Genomic DNA, 18,117 nt, shown 5'->3' with positions numbered 1-18,117 from the left:
GTTTAGCCCTCCTGGTAAATCTTCCGAACGATTTCTTCTGTCGATACTTCTTGTATCTGCATTTCATGAATCGGCACACCAGATGTCACCAACAAAGACAAAACTTCTGATGCACTAATGGAATTGCCTTGTAATTGTGCTGTGAACAAATTTTTATTCACTTCACTTTTACTCCATATGACAGGAAGAGCAGCTGTCAATTGATCTAAACGATCCAAAGAAACTTCTTGATCGAGTTCCAAGTGAATTTTCTTTCCTTCTCCCCACTCTTGTTTTAACTTTGTCAGTCCGCCATCGTAAATAATATTACCTTTATCCAACATAATCACACGACTACAAAGTGCTTCAATATCCGTTAAATCGTGTGTTGTTAGTAAAATAGTAGTGCCGAATTCCTTATTCATTTCACGCAGAAACTGACGAATATTTTCTTTTACTAGAACGTCCAAACCAATGGTTGGTTCATCCAAAAATAGCAGGGAAGGCTGATGAATTAACGAAGCGACTAATTCGCAGCGCATCCGTTGACCAAGACTTAGTTTTCGAACAGGTTGATCGAGCAGCTCACCTATATTTAATACTTCAATCATGCGGTCAAGCAGTTTTTGATTTTTTACTTGATATACTTTTTGCAACAACGTAAATGACTCTTGTACAGCAATATCCCACCACAACTGGCTGCGTTGACCGAAAACAACACCGATCGTCTTCACAAACTCTTCCCGTTGATTGTGCGGATCAAAGCCATTTACTTTTAACTCGCCAGAAGTTGGTTGCAAAATACCAGTTAACATTTTAATGGTGGTCGACTTCCCAGCACCATTTTCCCCTATATATCCAACCATCTCCCCTTGAGGGATGCTTATATTCACTTCATTTACAGCACGGATGGTACGATAGTTACGATTAAACAAATCACGAAAAGCACCAGTCAATCCTTTCCGACTCTGATAAATTTGAAATTCCTTTGTTAATTTCTCTGCTTGTATTGCATTCATCCCTGTTTCCTCCACATAAAAACGTTCGCTCTGTGAAAAAGCGAACATCAGATCACTTACTATTGTAAAGTACATTTGTCGATTCTGCAAACAATATTTGTGATAATTTATTTCCTTATCATACCTCAACAAAATATAATTTAATTGAACGGATTTCTCAGATTAGGAAAAAATAATGGGTACACTTCGAATGACATACTCCTTTGATAGACAAGAAAATAGACCAGATGGCAAGATCACAAAAATCCATTGGCATGTAGCAGGAAAGAGAAAAAACAAAGAAACTCCTTCTTGCCATTCAACGTGCATACAATGGACATGTAGATAAATCAAAGCAAGGTATTATCAAGATGATCATCGCAATTGAGATGCTTAGACGAAAACTCACTTCCTCACAAGTCGCAAAACTGCGGCAGGAACTATCAGATGCGGCTATTTGCAATAGCGACTGCCAAGTGTAGATTCTATTTCTACCATACAAATTCATTTCAAATTGGAAAAAAAATAAGTATACTGATAGTATCCAGCAACCCTTATCCTTTCTAAGGAGATCACATGTCGAAGTTCGATCTTCGCTATCATCTGGAACCCGCATCCAACGGAGCAATCAAAAAAATCCATTGGCATGTTCCTGGTAAGTCCAAATTCGCACAGAAGATGTCACTAGTCGTACAGGGACTCAGTGAACCCATTGCCATATATCGTCCTACTACTGACGAAGGTATCATTCATCTCATCGTAGAGAGTGAGAAAAAGAAACGCAGACTCACTACATCTCAGGAACAGAATCTGCGAAACGAACTCCATGAGGCAGTAAAGAACGGGATCTGCTACGATCAAAACTGCAAATAGCTCCTCAGAAAAACACCCGATACTGCTAGGCGGTATCGGGTGAAAACTTGTACAACGGGTTAGCATTTTGTCATTGTTGTATATAATTTAGGTGACCATTTGTCTAGTTAACATAGGAGAAAAGGATGTACCTTGTACTCCACCTCCCCAAAGGGGTAACGAGAGAGAAATATATCAAACATCTGGAAGACACAGCCAAAAAAGTCAACTGACCAGATTCCGCTGAGAAAACAAAACGGCAAATGGAAGAAATTAAGCATTCTCCCACACAAATTTGTGCTGGTTCATATGGTCAACATCATTCTTACTCTTGTGTAACAGAACATCAACAGAACATCGCCTCCTCTAAGTTAACTCCCCAACTTTGGGGGGCAATTTTATGCTGTATTTTGTATGTTATTTTCTTTTAATCTTGTCGTATTCCAAACTACCACCGCTAAAATGATTAATAAGATAGCAGTCTGAGCAAGAATTGATTCCCAAGTAGGATAAATCCCGATACTACTGATAGATGGTAATATGTTCGATGTATGCGCAGGCAGTTTATTTGCTACTTGCAGTGAATGAATGCTCTGTCCCATAAATTTGATTGTAAGATAATACATAAAGATAGCTGCAATGATGAAAAAAGGACGCAAAGGTATTTTTGAACTTATCTTTAAAATCAAAAGACCAATGATCACTAACAATAAACTAGCAACAGCGATTCCTAACAACATTTGATTTGTCTGAATAGAAGGCGCCATCCCTATAAAAAAGATTAAAGTTTCCGCACCTTCTCGCAAAACAGACAGCCCGCTTATCGCAAATAATGACCATAGACTTCCAGTTGCAATCGCTGTTCCCATCTTGTTTTGAACATATTTTTTCCAATTTTTCATATTGGACTGGGAGTGCAGCCATGCCCCAACAGTAATCATCATGATTACGGCGATAACACCTGTGATTCCTTCGATCAATTCCCTTGTACTGCCTGTTGCAATGTCAGCCAGAAACGCATGCAGTATAACGGCGATTCCAATACTGAGTATGACACCTGTTACTGCCCCGCTCCAAATCCATTTTCGTTTTCCTCGGTTATTGGACTGCTTTAAAAAAGCAAGTAATGCTGCAATAATGCACACTGCTTCTAATCCTTCGCGAAGCAGTACAATTCCTGCATCCCATGCATTGTAATTTTCATTTGTCGATACCATCTCTAAGGAAGTGATCATCTGTTTGATTACTTGTGATGCTTTTTTTGTCTGCACAGGAGCAGATACCAAATAGCTAGATGCTTCTGCCATTTGATTTTCTATTTTCGTATAGCGTTCAGGCGCTTTAATCTGGACAATTCCTTCTACATTCGGCCACTTTTGAATGAATAATTGCATTTGCTCTGCTGCTTGAGAAGTTTGCCCTGAAGATACAAGACTATCTGCCTTTTTTAAAATTTGCAGCACAGTTGCTATTGTATCTTTGCTGCTATTCGCAGATATTTTCACATTTCCATTGCTGTAATCTTCCAGCGTTTTTATGAGTTCCTGCATTGCTTGGATTACTTTTGTTTGATCGACCGGCTCTGCTTGAATATAAATCCGCGCCAAACTCATCTTTGTCTCTACTTGCCCATAAAAAGCGGATGAATCATTACGAATAAGCTGTTCATTTTTTGTCCACTCGATCGTAAATTGCTGGTAGCAGCTCTTTGTTTGCAATTGTTCATTTTTACCAGCAAATGTTAGGCATTTCTGCATTTGCGTTAAAAGTTGCTTTGCTTCTTCTTTTCCAGACTTTTTCGCGATCTGCTGCGAGCCGGAAACAAATTTATCGGTAATCTTTGCTAGATTGGAAATCGATTGAAAAGCATTTGACGGGTTTTGATTTGCTGTTTTCAATGCTTGATCAGCCTGTAAAAGAGCTTGATTGATTGTTTGTTGTGTTGCTTTATCAGCAGTATTTTTTTGTTGTTGCCATGTCTGTTGATACTTTGTCAAATCCGCTTGAACCGTTGTCCAATCTTTTGCCCCTGCTTTTGCCAAGGCGTCACCTACGAGAATCATTAACTCATCAGAAGAAGACGCATACACCATTGCAAAAGGTTGAAGAAAAACAAGTAAGCTTAATAGACATAATATCTTTACATTACGTTTAATCATTATCAAAACAATGAACCCCCTATGTAACCACCTTGATGGGTTCCTGGAAAACAAGCAAAAACCGCACTTCCTACATGTGAAATATATTCATTCAATTTATCAGCTTTGGATAGACGCATCTGAATAGGAACAAACTGGCGCCGCGGATCACGCTGAAAACAAATAAATAAAAGTCCTGCATCCAAGTGTCCTGTTTTATCTATTAATCCATTGGTATAAGAATACGAACGACGTAAAATTTCGACTTTACCATCACCATGTGCCAAACGAACATGTGAATTATCGGGTATCATATAGCTGCCGTCTAGATTTTTCTTATCCAAATCGAGTTTATCAAATTCATTTTTCATTCCTAGAGGTGCTCCACTGTCACGATGTCTGCCAAATGTATTTTCCTCTTCTTGAAGAGTAGTGCGATCCCATATTTCTATTCGAAACTGAACTCTTCTTACAACCATATAACTACCATTTACCATCCAAGGCACTCTATCAGCAGTTTGTGCCCAAACTACCTGTTTCATCTTTTGCATATTGCGAATATCTGGATTTCCCGTTCCATCTTTGAATCCTAGTAAATTTCGAGGAGTGCCTTTTTGGGGGTCCGCTTGTGCTGTTCGCTGAAAACCAGACTGCATCCATCTGACTGTAACTAAACCTCGGCCAATTCGAATTAAATTACGCACCGCATGAAATGCTACCTGCGGATCATTCGCACATGCTTGAATGCATACATCTCCTCCACACCACTCGTCTTGTAAATTATCACCAGTAAAAGCAGGTATCTCTGATAACCTAGCTGGCTGTTTTGCGGCTAAACCAAATCGATCCTCTCCGTCTTTGCGAAAAAATGTTGTCCCAGCTCCAAATGTTATGGTTAGCGATGATGCTGATAGTCCAGCAACTTCACCAGTATCAGTGGGAGGGATCAGACCTTGTTTTGATTCTTGTCCAACTGTTTGACCTTTACTCATACGTGCTGCCGCTTCTGTCCACTCACGGAATAATTCTCGGATATCATCCAATCGCGTTGCAACTACATCCAATGCAGCAAAGCAAACAAAGTCTTGAACTGGTGTAATAATTCCAGCTTGATTTTTCCCATGAAACGGAACAACATCAATTGGCTTTTTTTGTTGCAGTGTTTTACTTGCAATCCATGTTCCACTCGATCCAAGCATTAGCCCCAATCCACCAATGCCTGTAAGTTTTAATACTTCTCTTCTGCTGATTGGCTGCGATAAAATATCACCATTTGTTGACTTCACGAAGCTCCCTCCAAAACAGTACCAATTTTTGATAATGGTTCTGCTAGAGCATCGAGAAGTTGGGATAATTTTTTTACCTGCTCTTTACTCAAATCACCATATAATACATAGCCATCGCCTTTTTTATACTTTGCTAATTCAGTATTTAGTGCTTGGAACTTGGTTTGGATATTATTAGCTAATGATGCATCTTTCTTTTGTAAAGAAGGCTTTAAATAGGTGAAAATCTTTTCCGAACCTTCCACATTAGCAACAAAGTCATATAGATCCGTATGTGAATAACGTTCTTCTTCTCCCGTTACTTTGCTGGTAGATACCTCGTTTAACAATTCTACTGACCCAGTGACCAGCATATCAGGGGTAATTTGAACGGTTTCTACTTTCGCTCTGAGTAATTGGACATCTTGTAAAAGTTGAGTTGCTACTTTATCCTGTCCTTTTATTGTTTTGTCGCTCCACAGCGCCTTTTCTAACTTATGAAATCCAGACCAGCTAACTGCTGGGACATCATTTTCGCGGGCATCTATTTTTGGATCAAAATCTCCAAGCGATTCTGCAATTGGTTCGATTCTTTCATAATACATTCTGGCAGGTGCGTATAACTGCTTCGCTTTCTCCATATCACCTGCTTGTACAGCCTGAACAAAAGCTTCTGTGTTTTGTACTAATTGATCCGTTTGCTGCACAACATAAGTTCTATATTCTGAAACCACTTGATTCAATTCAGGATTTGCCTGCGTCTGTTTCACAGGTGCTGTTGAATTTTTGTTAATATCAGTTGTTTGTGATGTACAACCAGTTACTAAAACAAGAACTACACCAAGAAACATCATACTTTTATTTATTGATTTCATGAAATAATAAACTCTCCTCTTCTGCGCTCTCATTCCTTCCTCATTATCATTGATATTGATTCTCATTGTCAACGAATAGTTTCATAAAATATACAAAAACCTCTCGCTGAAGGATGAAAGAGTCTGTGAACAAATACATAGGCCATCCTGAGCCCTGAAACAAAACTCTTTGCTGGACATTATGTTTCCCTTCAGAATAGTAAAACACACAAAGGATGCTGCAGTTCCTCAAAAAAACACTGCCTACTAAAAGAAGGCAGTGTTTTTTAAGGATCATATCGTTTTTAATATCTCATTTTTTACACGATGGGAGAGGTATTCTTTTCCTTGATGGATCTCATCGAGATGTATAACAAATCTACCAAGTCTTTCATCTAACTTAAATGCTTCTTCCATGGAACTGAATAAATCATCCCCCTTTTTATCCAAATGCATGATGACTTCTACTTCGTTTTGATGAGCAAAAAATACAAATGCTGCACCATCCAAATCAAACTCTATTTGGGTAGTAGGTTCACAATGATACATTTGTACGAATGGATGTCTCGAAAAGTGACGCTCAAAATCAAATTCTACTTTAGCTAAACGCAAACCATTTGACTCAATTGCTTCTAAAATCATATCAATATACGGATGCGGCAATACTTCGATTCCATCTACATCTTGTGGATCTTTTGCCAGTTTAATATCTAGGCCTGTCTGTAAATATATTGGAGCACCAGAGGTAGAAACAGGTGCATCATATGGTAACTGAAATTCAAAAGCAAACTGTCTATCTTCTTTTGGACCAATGGTAAATGGTTCGGTAATTAATATTTTCTCTACCAAATACTCAGACATATTTCCTTCTAGTTCATATTGTACTTGTAAATGCAAATATATCTCATCAATTTTTTGTTCTGCACTTCCACCTAGTACATGCACTTTCCCTCTCACAAGTTCCCCTTGCATATACGTAGATTTTTCTAAACGGGTATCAACTTTTGTAGAGCCTACTCCAAAAGTAGCAAGCGATTTCTTAAATAAATTCACGGTGTTCCCCCTATTTCCTTCTCAACAATGATCTAAGTTTTTCAAATGGATTTCCTTCGGCAGGCGCTCCATTAATGCGAAATGTACTTTCAGGATCACGATGACTCCATTCAAAAGTACTCTGCAATGCTTGCTCTGCTCGTAAAATCTCCATTTCCATTTTAAAAGAAGAGGTTGTATGTGTGAATACCACAGAAAATTCGTCAATAACTCCATGATTCGAACCTGTGGGACGAAAAACAAAAACTTGCATAAACGGAAAACCTGCTTTTGGCTTTTGGATTAATTCTAAGTTTTCAATTTTATAAAGAATAAAACCTGCATCTTCTATTACTTTTAAGATATGTTGAATTAATTTCGCTGGCAATATCGTAATTTTATCTTCATCTTTGGGATCAACCGCAAACTTCGCATCTAAAACCGTATTAATATAAATGGGAAAATGACCGGTTGACATTGGCAACATATCAGGCAAAGTAAATTGAAAGGGAATTCTTTGTATCTCATGTTCTTGTATTTTGATTGGCCCTGTTATTTCAAATGTTTGGGCAGTGAAAGATTTATTTTTCAATTCTCCTTCTGTTCGATATTCTAATGCAAGATGTAATTCAATATGATCAAAAACTTGGGAACCAAGCCCTCCTTTAATCACCACTTCACCCGAAGCAATATCTCCTGGAGCATATTGGTCCCTTTCTAAATGTGTATCTACTGTCGCTGCACCTATTCCTAAACTAGACATCCAATTAAACAATAAATAATCTCCTTTCATAAGAAAATAGGAGGTGCCTGGCCTCCTATCGTTTCTTTTTAAACAATTTTAAATACTGTTCGAACTGTTTGGCAAGTGTTGCATGTTCAGTTGTATCTTTTACAACAGGAACCTCCGTTTTCTTTGCTACTACTGGGGCTTGTGCAGTTTTTGGTTTTTCCGGCTCTGGTTTGGAACGTTCAGGTTTTGGCTGCTCTTTTTTCGGTTGTTCCTTTTTCAGTTGTTCCTGTGAGGGTTTAGGAGCTTGGTTATTTGTTTTGGTAGACTGTTGTTTTTTCTGCGGCGGTTTAGGCTTAGATAATTGATCTTGCTGCTCTAATTCTAATTCACGTTCCAGTTGCTGCAGTTCTAATTCTCTTTTTCTACGAGCTTCTTCCAAACTCATATCTTCTGGTGATTTTTCAGCAGATTCAGTTGACGGATTGTCACCAGACGCTGCTTCAGTCACTGCTCCTTCTGTAGCCTCGGTATTTTCAGTCTTTTTCTTTCTTCTCCGTCTTCTCCGTCTACGTTTCTTTTTCGGTGCTTCTTCTCCTGTCGCTTCTTGACTTTCGTCTGAAGTCTCTTGGTCTTCTTCTGTATCTTCATCTTCTGATTGTTTTACTACCTGTGACGTTTTTGGTTTTTCATCTGCATTTGCTTCTTTTTGCTGTTCTTCTTCTTTTTGCTTTTCTTTTAGTACTTGCTCTGCTTTACCAATAACAGCTTCCATCGTCGGTTTTGACACAGGATCTACTGTTTGTTCGGGCTTTGATTCAGCTACTGACTCAGTTTCCACTAAATCTTCTTTTGCTACTTGTTCATTTGTTTTATCCTCCATTGCTGCTTCTTCTTTAGCAACAGATTGCACCTCCTCTGTAGGAACTGCTTCTGCAAAAACATTATCAATTTCAGCATTTTCTTCCTCTGAAATTGGTTCCGATTCTTTAAAAATAGGGGACTTTTCGTTGGACTCAACTGCTGGTACTCTGGTTTGTTCGTTTACTGTTGGTTCCACTGCTGTTTTTTCCGATTGATCATGCACAACAACCTTTTCGGCTAATGACTCCTCTGGAGTTGTAAAAGGAGACAAGGATTCGACTGAATCTTTCTTTTGATCGGAAACAATTGGATTGACAATTTTTTTCGTATCTGAAGGTATTTGGATAGATGGATCTTCATTGATATTTGCCTCAATTTGTTCTTGTTCTGCTTGCAATGCTGCTAATTGTGCTTGAGTCCGTGAGTGGAATTCTTCTTCTTGTTGTTTTAATAGCGTTAATTTACGTTCTTCATATTCTGCCTGCAATTGCGTCAGCAGGACTTGTTGACGTTCTTGATATGACTTTTCTTCTTGTGCCAAAATCGCTTTTTGTTTTTCCAAAAATTGCTTGCGTGCATCTGCTAATTTTGCTTTGCGCAATTCTTCTTTTTTCTTTCTCTCTTTTGCTAGTCTTGCTTCTTCCTGAAGTCGAGCCAGTTCTTCTTGTTTCTTTTTCAATAGTTCTTGTTGCTGGAGTTCTAATTTTTTCCGTTGCTCTTCTAACAGACGTTGCTGTTCTTCTTCCAGTTTTCGACGGTGTTCTTCGATCAGCTCTTGTTCTCTGCGCTCATACTCTTCGCGCATTTTTTTCAAGCGTTCTTGTTGTTCCTTCTCCAATTCTTCTTGCTGTTTGTTGAGTTTCAGCACAAAAGATTGGGAAAGATCTTGTCCTTCTAACTGGGCCAAAGCAGGAGAAAGTTTAAATGTTGCTTGATTGGATTCTGGATGCTGCTTGACAGCTTTTTCTTCTTCCTTTGTTTTTTGTTCTGGCAATTGTTCTTTTTCATTCGTTGTTGCTTCTTCTTTTTTTGCTTCTGATGCTGCTTCTTCCATTACTGGTGATATCTCGATATCAACACGCTCAACGACCTGAAAAACAGGCTGTTCTACTACATCTTCTTTTGGTTGTTCTTGTTTTGCTTCTTCTGGTTCCTCAACAAGTTCTTTTTCTGGTTCCTTAAACACATTGGCATCTTCTTCTGTGGTTACATTCGATTCTGCTTGTTTGGAAATAGCAATTTGCTCATCCTCAACAAATACATGTTCATCTTTTTCTCCTACCAAAGGCTCTTCTGCAAAAAATTCTTCTAATTCGTCTTCCCATTTCTCTTCTTTTTCCAACTCTTCTTTCTTGTCTTCCACAGGTACCGTTTTTTCTTCTTCATGAATAACTGTTGCTACGGGAGATTCTTTGGTTTCTTTTGTATCATCGGTCTTATCTAAGCCTTTTGCGTCGTCTTCGTTCACCAATGTGCCCCTCTCTTGGATGACGATGTGTTTGGAATCATCCTCTTCTGACCGGTTGAATTTGTCCGTTACGATCGTAGTAGCAGGAGAATTTTCTTCTTTCAATGGATGTTCAGTACGATGAATCGGTCGAATCACGGGAGAGAAAGTCTCCACATTGCGCTTGGTTGTATTGGGTACGAGTACAGTATCATTTTCAGCCTTTTTTTCTCCCCAAAACTTTCCCAACAATCCACTGCTTGACTGTTTATTTTCGAAAATCTCCACTTGTTCTAATACAGGTGGAACGGAATATTCTTTAAACGATTTTTGAATTAGCCGAGACATTGCTCTGGATACTTTGAAATTTTTTGGCAACTTCAAAATCGGTCCATCCAAAAATTGTCCCGATAACATGCTGTAAATAAATGTTCCCCAATCCAATTTGGACTCATAAACCATAATATGTTCCAAGCCACAGAAAAACAGTTTCAGCTGGTTCTGATCGTCTATCCCTACATTCCGTAAATCAAGCAGTAAGTACATGGACATCGGTTTGGAGCGTAAAACTGCTTCCACATGCAATAACTCCCGCACCCATTTCACTACTTGTTCTTCCGACAACTCTTGCATTGTAATAATTTCACGAAGTGGTCGAATTTCCACATATGGTCGAATAAATACTAACATACCTGGTTCATCATAAACGTCTAAATATGGGATCACTTGTGGCAATTTTAAATTACGGTATTGCGATATCGCGCGCAGTGGTGCTTGTCTATTTAAACTTGCAGATTGTAAGTAGTATCGTTTGTTTTCATATACAGCAATCGCCAGTTCACCTTGAAAGAAGGGAACAACGCTCTCTATCAGATACCTTTGTCGATATACATCGCCTACTTCAAAGAAAGCCATGCTACAACCTCCTTTAACCAGCAAAATTTGTAAAATAATAAGAGAAATTGATGAATAGCTTAAGAATATCATAAGAACGCTTGCTTTCACAATACACAGAAAGCACCGATATTTTCCATTAGAAGTGAAAGTGAAAATAGTGAGTGCAAATTTATTGTTTCCTGCTGATATGTACAGTATAGTTAAAGTAATTCAACAACTCGATCAAGGCAGGATACATGTCCGAGGGAACATTGCTCGCCAATGAGATCACCGTCCGTGAATGGGGCGCAACGAATATCGCAGCACAAATCTACTTGCGCCAGAACCCCGACGATACCACGACCATCCCTTACGGAGTGCCTGGCGTCACCGAGCACATCACTCTCGAAGAATTCATGGCGTTCTTTCGCTTCAAGAGGTATGTGTTCAGTAAGCTGGAGAAAGACACCACGCTTGTCTGGGTTAGTGAGAAGGGTGAAATCAAGCGCACCACCTACCCGCCCAAGACCACTCTGATCTGGGAGAATTGGATCATTGGCAGGTGCGTCACGATCTCATTCAAGACCGAAGAAGAGTGCGATGCGGTCGAGCGGGCTCAGGCTCTGCTGAGGAGACTGTCGGTGAAACCCACGGACTCCGAGCTGCATGCGGCTCTCCAGCCCTGCATCGATAAGACCCAGTTCGTGTGAGGAAACACATCCTCATATGAACACCACTGGTCACCTGAATTTCATTTCGGGTGGCCAGTGTTAGGATATATCCATTTCATTAATATAAAAATTTTTGTGGGTCAGAGTTTCTCTCTGACCCACATTTTGCGTTAACGGCAAAATTACCTGTAAACCTTCTCTTAAGAGTTCAGTATTTCGTGCAGAGGAACATCTTTCACGACATTCGTCCAAAGCCCGTTGAAAAACAATTGCTTCTTCTTTACTCGAAATCTGTCTCTCTCTCGAGTAAGGATTCCATCCAGGCTGACGACATCTAGAATTGTAAGTTTTTTTCCCCTGTACTCCACTTCGTTATTCCTTGGTAGATAATCTCCCTCCAAGACTTCTCTGCCATTAAACAGATACAGCTTCGAAAGAGGCACTTGAGGCAAGAGTCGGATATTGACGTTTACCTGCTGGACGAGACCTGCAGTCTGCAAACCTCTCAATTCCTGTTCCAGAGGAATCAGAAAATCGCGTTGCAGCTCACGAAATCGTTCCAACGCATCCGGATCCGCTGGGCTATCGATGTCCACTGGAAAAATAAGCGGAGAAGATGTATCCGCTGCAATAATGCGTACAGTGAGGTACTTTGGCGGAACAAGCTCACCAGATCGAAATGCTTCAAAAATCGGTGTGATTTTTTTGTATAGCATTTCTGTTGTAAAACTAATTGCTTCAATGATTACTTCGTATTGGCGCTTTCCTCTAGCCTCACGCATTAGTTCACTCTTGCTAAATGCCCACCAAATGCTGTCTTCCAACATTTGCATGGCGCGACCTTCGTTTTTCAGCATACGAATATCGCCATCATAGATGACTACCCAGCGGCCGTCCTGCTCCTTGATCAAATTTTCGGCTGCTAGCTCGTAGAGTGCATTTCGAATCGTCGCCCATGAAGTTTGAAACTCATAGGCAAGAGCAATTTCCCTTTTTAGTCTCATTCCGGGTGCAAGCTTCCCTTGCAAGATCTGTTCTTTCAAACTGTCTGCAATTTGCTTTCGGGGAGGTGCAGTATTCATTATTCTCCTAAGAAAAGTGGTTCGGTATCCCTAATTATACATACTCTCATCGTATTACTTCTACAGTATTTGAGTGAAAATAACAATAAAAATATAGCTTCTCTTCCTTTCAGATTCTATAATATAGATAATGTATCATCTCTTCAGAAAGCGAAATTCGATGCAAAAGACAAAGCAGATGACACCACTCGAATTGCGTGAACAACCTACATTCGAGGAAATTTTCTATCTTAGCAATGGCCGTCCGATCACCTTTTGTCTCCATGGGGATTGTGGAGTTGGCAAGTCCGTTTTTGTCGAAGATATGATTCTCTATATTACAAGAGAATTCAATCACACCCATGAACACGTTATCCGACTCTTTTATCCAGGACCGCTTCAATGTGTTGATATCAACCCTGATCACTTTCTCACACCAAAAGAAAAAAGTGGCAAGGCTGGACAAATTGGTTCCAAGCGTGCATCAGAAACGTTTCGGCAAGCAGCACGTCAACATGCCAAAGAAGTGCGAACCATTAAGGTTAACTTCATTTCTGAGTCCGGTGACAATGAAGCGATGCGCGATGTTGTGATTGCCGATGCGAAGGAAGAAAATCGCTTTGTAGTAGTACTCTACTTTGATGCAGACTTTGCAACAGCTGTTGCTCGCAACGCTAGAAGGACGCGACAAGTAAAACCTCTGATTCTATACCGTGTGAATGAAAAAGTTCGCGAGGTTTATGAATCGATCAAAGAAACTGCAGACGTATTTTACATTATTCCCGCATATGAGGTGGACAACAAGAAAGTGGCCAGCAAAAGTACTGCTGATTCTTTTTTGGAGGAACTTGGGCTAGAAATTGCCGAAATTGAAAAAACGATAAAACTAGGTCAGAATAAGAACGATGTAATCCTCGTTCAAAATGCTTGGTGTCGTGCCAAAAACCGACTTGAATACAAGGAACAGAGTATTCAAGCTTATCAGTCTGATCCACACTCGGAGTCTGTCATTCGTCTGTGGGAATACCTTTATGCGAAACAGACAGAAGCATGGGACACATGGATGAGCATGGAGACCCGGGAACCTGTAAAAAAGGTAATGCAGCTTACTCAAAACACGCTGCAGGCTGCGGATCGGGTTGATGAGGTCATTGGTCAACTTGTCACAATCATCACAGGTGAAGGTTTTCATTTCGCCTCGAGAGCAAAAAGCAGAGAAAATGTAGAGTACAGTAGTCTGCAGATCAAACGATTCCAGACAATCATTAAAATGGCACAAGTAGCCGTTCCCGAAGCCGAAACGGCTAATAAGACGGCTTGGAACCGCCATGCACAATTGGAAGATACGAACTATGATGGAAGTTTTGTAGAAATTCCTCGTGAACTTGATGTGTATGAGGCTGGCATGGAGGCAAAACTCGCTTATCTTCGTTGGGATGCGTTGAAACTTGATGCTGACCTCATCGAATGGCAAGCCGTCCTTGGAAAGCTAGCTTCAGTCATCAAACGTTGGCATCTCGACAAAACTTGGGATGATGACACATGGAAGAATGCAAAAAAGGAATACTATAGAATCTTGTGTTCAATCCATAAGAAGCTCCCAAATAGTCAGGTTTAACTCCATATTTTGCAGAACAGCAGTGATGGATATAGTCTTCCATCACTGCTGCACATTACAAAAAGAAGTGAATTATACAAAATAAAAACTGCTGTAAACACAGCAGTCAGTGTGGACTAACTCAAACCATCGCATTATTTTAAAATGTAATCGTTCACATCTTTACATACAAATGTATTTGTTGAACTCTAAATAACACTTGCTACTTATGGTTACTTTTACCTCCTAAAGAATAGTATTCAATAATAAATTCATTTTACCATATACGAATCAGAAAGAATATAATTTATTAAAAATTTTGATTGCTCTCTCTATCAATATCTCTATTTCTGTTAACCTCATTACACACACCTCTCCTAGAATATCCCTGTAAACAATAATCTATTTATTTTAAATTTACTCTCACCTAAAAACCGCCTTCTTCTCATGTATAATTACGAAGGAAGAAAGGAGCAATAAAAATGAAAACAAATACATCACAAAAGCTATACCAAGAAGCGCTAGACGTCATTGTTGGTGGAGTCAACAGCCCATCACGCTCTTTTGGAGCTGTTGGCGGTGAATATCCGATCTTTATGAAACGAGCACAAGGGGCATATTTTTGGGACGAAGATGATAATCAATACATCGACTATTTAGCAGCATTTGGGCCGATTATACTAGGCCATGCACACCCGGAAGTAACCAAAGCGATCCAAGAAGTGGCGTCTCTTGGGATTCTCTATGGCACTCCTACAGAAAAAGAAGTGCGATTTGCGCAAACGATACGGGATGCCATTCCTTCCATGGAACAAATTCGCTTTGTAAATAGCGGTACAGAAGCAGTCATGACAACAATTCGACTCGCCCGTGCATACACAGGCAGAGATAAAATTATCAAATTTGCAGGATGTTATCATGGTCATTCTGATTTAGTTTTGGTAGCGGCCGGTTCGGGCCCTTCCACATTAGGCATTCCCGATAGTGCTGGTATACCTGCAAGTATCGCTGGAGAAGTGATCACAGTCCCATTTAATGATATAGAAGCATTCAGACAAGCGCTGGAACACTGGGGAGATCAAGTAGCAGGAATATTAGTGGAACCGCTTGTTGGTAACTTCGGGATTGTTCCTCCAAAACCCGATTTTCTGCAACAAGTAAACAACCTTGCACATCAAGCAGGGGCACTTGTTATTTACGACGAAGTAATCACTGGTTTCCGCTTCCATTTTGGCGGAGTACAAAACCTATACAATGTGGAACCTGACCTTACTGCTTTAGGAAAAATTATCGGCGGTGGGCTTCCAATCGGTGCATACGGTGGGAAAAAAGCAATTATGGAAAAGGTCGCACCAATGGGACCAATGTATCAAGCTGGTACAATGGCTGGGAACCCATTATCCATCACTGCTGGAATGGCTTGCTTAAACGAATTAGCAAAACCAGATACATATGAAACATTAAGTAGTATGGGTGAACAGTTGGAAGATGCGATCTGGGAAGCTGCAAAAAAATACAACATAACCATCCAATTAAACCGTCAAGGCGGAGCGCTTACTGTTTACTTTAGTGATCAACCCGTCACAGACTATGAAGGAGCACGAAAGGCAAGCAGTGAGAAATTCGGTCAGTTTTTCCGCTTGATGCTGGAAAAAGGAATATATTTAGCCCCATCCAAATACGAAGCTTGGTTTCTCACTACTGCACACAGCCAAAGGGATATCGAAAAAACAATAGAAGCAGTCCATCAATCATTTAGGCAAATGACAAATACCTGATATATTCATAGATTAACATTTAAATAGTAGGAATATTTATTACTATGGCGAATAATATACCTATCCCCATTTGAGATGGATAGGTATTTTTTTAGTTCTGCATTCAACATACATCAGGAGGTGAACTCTGCTACTTAGTAGAATGATATCCAGTTACTGTACACTAATTTTAAATTTACATAAAAAATAAAACCCAAAATAACAAATTTGATGTAGGATACACCGTGAACTTCGTGGGGATAAAGCTTACGAGTGTTCATACCATTATGACAAATTATTTCGAAACATTCCCACATTTTTGTCATAATGAAATAAACTATTTTCAGTAGAAAATCATGTATACGGAGATGTTTTTCTATATTTTTAGTAGCAGAAAGGAACAAGTGTACAAAATTATTGCTTTATTTTATGATGCGGAAGACCCCGAAAAATTTATCAAATACTATGAAGAGGAATTTGTACCACTACTTCTTTCATTACAAGGAGTTATCAAAGTAGAAGTTACTCGATTAGCAAGTGATTTACCTTTTACTGGAGAACCTAGTCCATGTTTTCTCATGGGGCAAATGTATTTTTCTAGTCAAGAGGCATTATCGCATACTCTCTCTAGTATGCAGGGAATGGAAACAGCGAGAGTGTTTTTAGAAACAGCTGGAGATATTTCAACTGTCTTTGTTGGTCAATGCAACACCCATTATTCTACTCTCTAACATAATTGATCTTTCTTGCTTGCTGGATTGACACAGCTTAGAAAAGAGAGTGATTTGATGACCGAAAATCGATTATATGGAACATGGAAATTAGTCTCATTTGAAAGTATTTTAGCAAATGGGACAAAAACACATTTATATGGAGGAAATCCAAAAGGATATTTGCTCTATACAAATAAAAACTATGTTCAAGTTGCTATCATGCATGAAAAATTTCCACTCCAAGATGACCAGCCGGCAAATGTACTAGACTACTTATCTTACGGAGGAAAATTCGAGATACAGAATCAGATGATAATACACCACTTAGAAGTGGCCTCTGTTCCCAGCTGGGTGGGAGGAAAACAAGAAAGGTCATTTCAGTTTCTAAATGATAGAGAATTATTACTATCAACAGTCTCTCCTATAACAGTTATGGGAAAAATGTTCCTATCCAACGATATTGTATGGAAAAAAATAAATGATTAAAAAACTAGTGCTAGAGTCAAATCTAGCACTAGTTTCTATCTTAACTATGTTTTCCTTATTCGTGATTATCCATTTGGTGTCTTAAAGATTTTTTTAATGCTGATTGAAAAGCTTGATTTTTCTCATGTAAAAAGAAATGACTGCCTCCAAACATTTGGAGGGAAAAATCTACAGGATTTATATCTCTCCACTTCCTTAGATCTTGTTCAGAAATAATATCTTTCTCTGAACCATAAACTGTTATTGGGCAAGCAAAGTTTGTAACATTTGGTTTGTACTTTTCCACTAACTTAAAATCATAGCGTATGATTGGCAGCATATAGGACATAAACTCTTGATCTTGCAGCACTTCTGCTGGCATTCCCCCTAAATGCCGGATCTCTCTCAAAAAAACATCATCATTTTCATCAGCTATGCTATTTCTCCTGACATTAGGCGGATATGCTCCTATAATATATAAGTGACTGGGCTTTTTATTTAAAAGTAAAAGCTGTCTAGCAGTTTCAAAAGCAAGAATGGCTCCCATACTATGGCCTAATAGAAAGACGGGCTCATGAAAAAAATTGACTAGATCAGGAACTAATTGGGAAGCAATTTCTTCTGCTGTAGATACTAAATCTTCTTGATACCTCCGTCCATGACCAGGCAGTTCAACAGCTAATATATCAAGTGACAAATCATTTAACCAATTTGTCCATGTATGAAAAACTTGGGAATTACCACCTGCATGATGAAAACAGATAAGCCTTCCCTTTGGATAAGGAACAGATGAAGAATGTTGTAAGCTCATTGTATCC

At 39.3% G+C, this 18,117-nt stretch carries 15 protein-coding genes; 6 read left to right on the top strand and 9 right to left on the bottom strand.

What is annotated here, in order from left to right; all coding sequences use genetic code 11:
• Positions 1-2 precede the first annotated feature (2 nt).
• Positions 3-998 (bottom strand): ABC transporter ATP-binding protein, encoded by a 996-nt coding sequence (locus AC5WOC_RS20200; protein ID WP_496057223.1) that lies wholly within the window; start codon positions 996-998, stop codon positions 3-5.
• Between the two features lie 555 nt (positions 999-1,553).
• Between AC5WOC_RS20200 and AC5WOC_RS20195 the strand changes: the two genes are divergently transcribed.
• Positions 1,554-1,850, top strand: coding sequence for a hypothetical protein (locus tag AC5WOC_RS20195; protein WP_496057222.1), 297 nt, complete (start codon positions 1,554-1,556; stop codon positions 1,848-1,850).
• 377 nt (positions 1,851-2,227) lie between these two features.
• Here the strand turns inward: AC5WOC_RS20195 and AC5WOC_RS20190 are convergent, their stop codons facing one another.
• The 6 genes from AC5WOC_RS20190 to AC5WOC_RS20165 all read right to left on the bottom strand — a co-directional run bounded on the left by AC5WOC_RS20190 (position 2,228) and on the right by AC5WOC_RS20165 (position 11,074).
• Positions 2,228-3,988 (bottom strand): FTR1 family iron permease, encoded by a 1,761-nt coding sequence (locus AC5WOC_RS20190; RefSeq protein ID WP_496057255.1) that lies wholly within the window; start codon positions 3,986-3,988, stop codon positions 2,228-2,230.
• Between the two features lie 2 nt (positions 3,989-3,990).
• Complete coding sequence (gene efeB / locus AC5WOC_RS20185; RefSeq protein ID WP_496057221.1) at positions 3,991-5,253, bottom strand: iron uptake transporter deferrochelatase/peroxidase subunit; 1,263 nt, start codon at positions 5,251-5,253, stop codon at positions 3,991-3,993.
• Positions 5,250-6,107, bottom strand: coding sequence for an iron uptake system protein EfeO (gene efeO / locus AC5WOC_RS20180; RefSeq protein WP_496057220.1), 858 nt, complete (start codon positions 6,105-6,107; stop codon positions 5,250-5,252). Before efeO ends, efeB begins: the two co-directional genes overlap by 4 nt.
• Positions 6,108-6,380: 273 nt before the next feature.
• Positions 6,381-7,139: a sporulation protein gene (locus AC5WOC_RS20175; RefSeq protein ID WP_496057219.1), complete on the bottom strand. Its 759-nt coding sequence runs from the start codon at positions 7,137-7,139 to the stop codon at positions 6,381-6,383.
• A 10-nt stretch (positions 7,140-7,149) separates the two neighbouring features.
• Positions 7,150-7,893: a sporulation protein gene (locus AC5WOC_RS20170; RefSeq protein WP_496057218.1), complete on the bottom strand. Its 744-nt coding sequence runs from the start codon at positions 7,891-7,893 to the stop codon at positions 7,150-7,152.
• A 43-nt stretch (positions 7,894-7,936) separates the two neighbouring features.
• On the bottom strand, positions 7,937-11,074 hold the full coding sequence (locus tag AC5WOC_RS20165) for a hypothetical protein (RefSeq protein ID WP_496057217.1): 3,138 nt from the start codon (positions 11,072-11,074) through the stop codon (positions 7,937-7,939).
• Between the two features lie 218 nt (positions 11,075-11,292).
• Between AC5WOC_RS20165 and AC5WOC_RS20160 the strand changes: the two genes are divergently transcribed.
• Positions 11,293-11,745, top strand: a complete 453-nt coding sequence (locus AC5WOC_RS20160; RefSeq protein WP_496057216.1) for a hypothetical protein — start codon at positions 11,293-11,295, stop codon at positions 11,743-11,745.
• A 161-nt stretch (positions 11,746-11,906) separates the two neighbouring features.
• Here the strand turns inward: AC5WOC_RS20160 and AC5WOC_RS20155 are convergent, their stop codons facing one another.
• Positions 11,907-12,788 (bottom strand): winged helix-turn-helix domain-containing protein, encoded by an 882-nt coding sequence (locus tag AC5WOC_RS20155; RefSeq protein ID WP_496057215.1) that lies wholly within the window; start codon positions 12,786-12,788, stop codon positions 11,907-11,909.
• 160 nt (positions 12,789-12,948) lie between these two features.
• On the opposite strand from AC5WOC_RS20155, the gene AC5WOC_RS20150 reads away from it, so the two are divergent.
• The 4 genes from AC5WOC_RS20150 (at position 12,949) to AC5WOC_RS20135 (ending at position 17,320) form a co-directional block, all read left to right on the top strand.
• Complete coding sequence (locus AC5WOC_RS20150; RefSeq protein ID WP_496057214.1) at positions 12,949-14,385, top strand: hypothetical protein; 1,437 nt, start codon at positions 12,949-12,951, stop codon at positions 14,383-14,385.
• A 461-nt stretch (positions 14,386-14,846) separates the two neighbouring features.
• Positions 14,847-16,142, top strand: a complete 1,296-nt coding sequence (locus tag AC5WOC_RS20145; RefSeq protein ID WP_496057213.1) for a glutamate-1-semialdehyde 2,1-aminomutase — start codon at positions 14,847-14,849, stop codon at positions 16,140-16,142.
• Between the two features lie 383 nt (positions 16,143-16,525).
• Positions 16,526-16,852: an EthD family reductase gene (locus tag AC5WOC_RS20140; protein WP_496057212.1), complete on the top strand. Its 327-nt coding sequence runs from the start codon at positions 16,526-16,528 to the stop codon at positions 16,850-16,852.
• Positions 16,853-16,909: 57 nt separating this feature from the next.
• Positions 16,910-17,320 carry a lipocalin-like domain-containing protein gene (locus AC5WOC_RS20135; protein WP_496057211.1) on the top strand — a complete coding sequence of 137 codons (411 nt, stop codon included), beginning with the start codon at positions 16,910-16,912 and terminating at the stop codon, positions 17,318-17,320.
• A 55-nt stretch (positions 17,321-17,375) separates the two neighbouring features.
• Here AC5WOC_RS20135 and AC5WOC_RS20130 read toward each other — a convergent pair whose 3' ends face one another.
• Positions 17,376-18,110: a thioesterase II family protein gene (locus AC5WOC_RS20130; protein WP_496057210.1), complete on the bottom strand. Its 735-nt coding sequence runs from the start codon at positions 18,108-18,110 to the stop codon at positions 17,376-17,378.
• Positions 18,111-18,117 lie beyond the last annotated feature (7 nt).

Source organism: Shimazuella sp. NTD247 (genome assembly GCF_059510415.1).
This window is presented reverse-complemented; position numbering and strand designations above follow the sequence as displayed.

Bases quoted from the DNA above. Each gene is read 5' to 3' on its own strand.
- AC5WOC_RS20165 (WP_496057217.1), bottom strand. From the start codon at position 11,074: ATGGCTTTCTTTGAAGTAGGCGATGTATATCGACAAAGGTATCTGATA.
- AC5WOC_RS20150 (WP_496057214.1), top strand. From the start codon at position 12,949: ATGCAAAAGACAAAGCAGATGACACCACTCGAATTGCGTGAACAACCT.
- AC5WOC_RS20195 (WP_496057222.1), top strand. From the start codon at position 1,554: ATGTCGAAGTTCGATCTTCGCTATCATCTGGAACCCGCATCCAACGGA.
- AC5WOC_RS20155 (WP_496057215.1), bottom strand. From the start codon at position 12,788: ATGAATACTGCACCTCCCCGAAAGCAAATTGCAGACAGTTTGAAAGAA.
- AC5WOC_RS20200 (WP_496057223.1), bottom strand. From the start codon at position 998: ATGAATGCAATACAAGCAGAGAAATTAACAAAGGAATTTCAAATTTAT.
- AC5WOC_RS20130 (WP_496057210.1), bottom strand. From the start codon at position 18,110: ATGAGCTTACAACATTCTTCATCTGTTCCTTATCCAAAGGGAAGGCTT.
- AC5WOC_RS20135 (WP_496057211.1), top strand. From the start codon at position 16,910: ATGACCGAAAATCGATTATATGGAACATGGAAATTAGTCTCATTTGAA.
- AC5WOC_RS20145 (WP_496057213.1), top strand. From the start codon at position 14,847: ATGAAAACAAATACATCACAAAAGCTATACCAAGAAGCGCTAGACGTC.
- AC5WOC_RS20160 (WP_496057216.1), top strand. From the start codon at position 11,293: ATGTCCGAGGGAACATTGCTCGCCAATGAGATCACCGTCCGTGAATGG.
- efeO (WP_496057220.1), bottom strand. From the start codon at position 6,107: ATGAAATCAATAAATAAAAGTATGATGTTTCTTGGTGTAGTTCTTGTT.
- AC5WOC_RS20190 (WP_496057255.1), bottom strand. From the start codon at position 3,988: ATGATTAAACGTAATGTAAAGATATTATGTCTATTAAGCTTACTTGTT.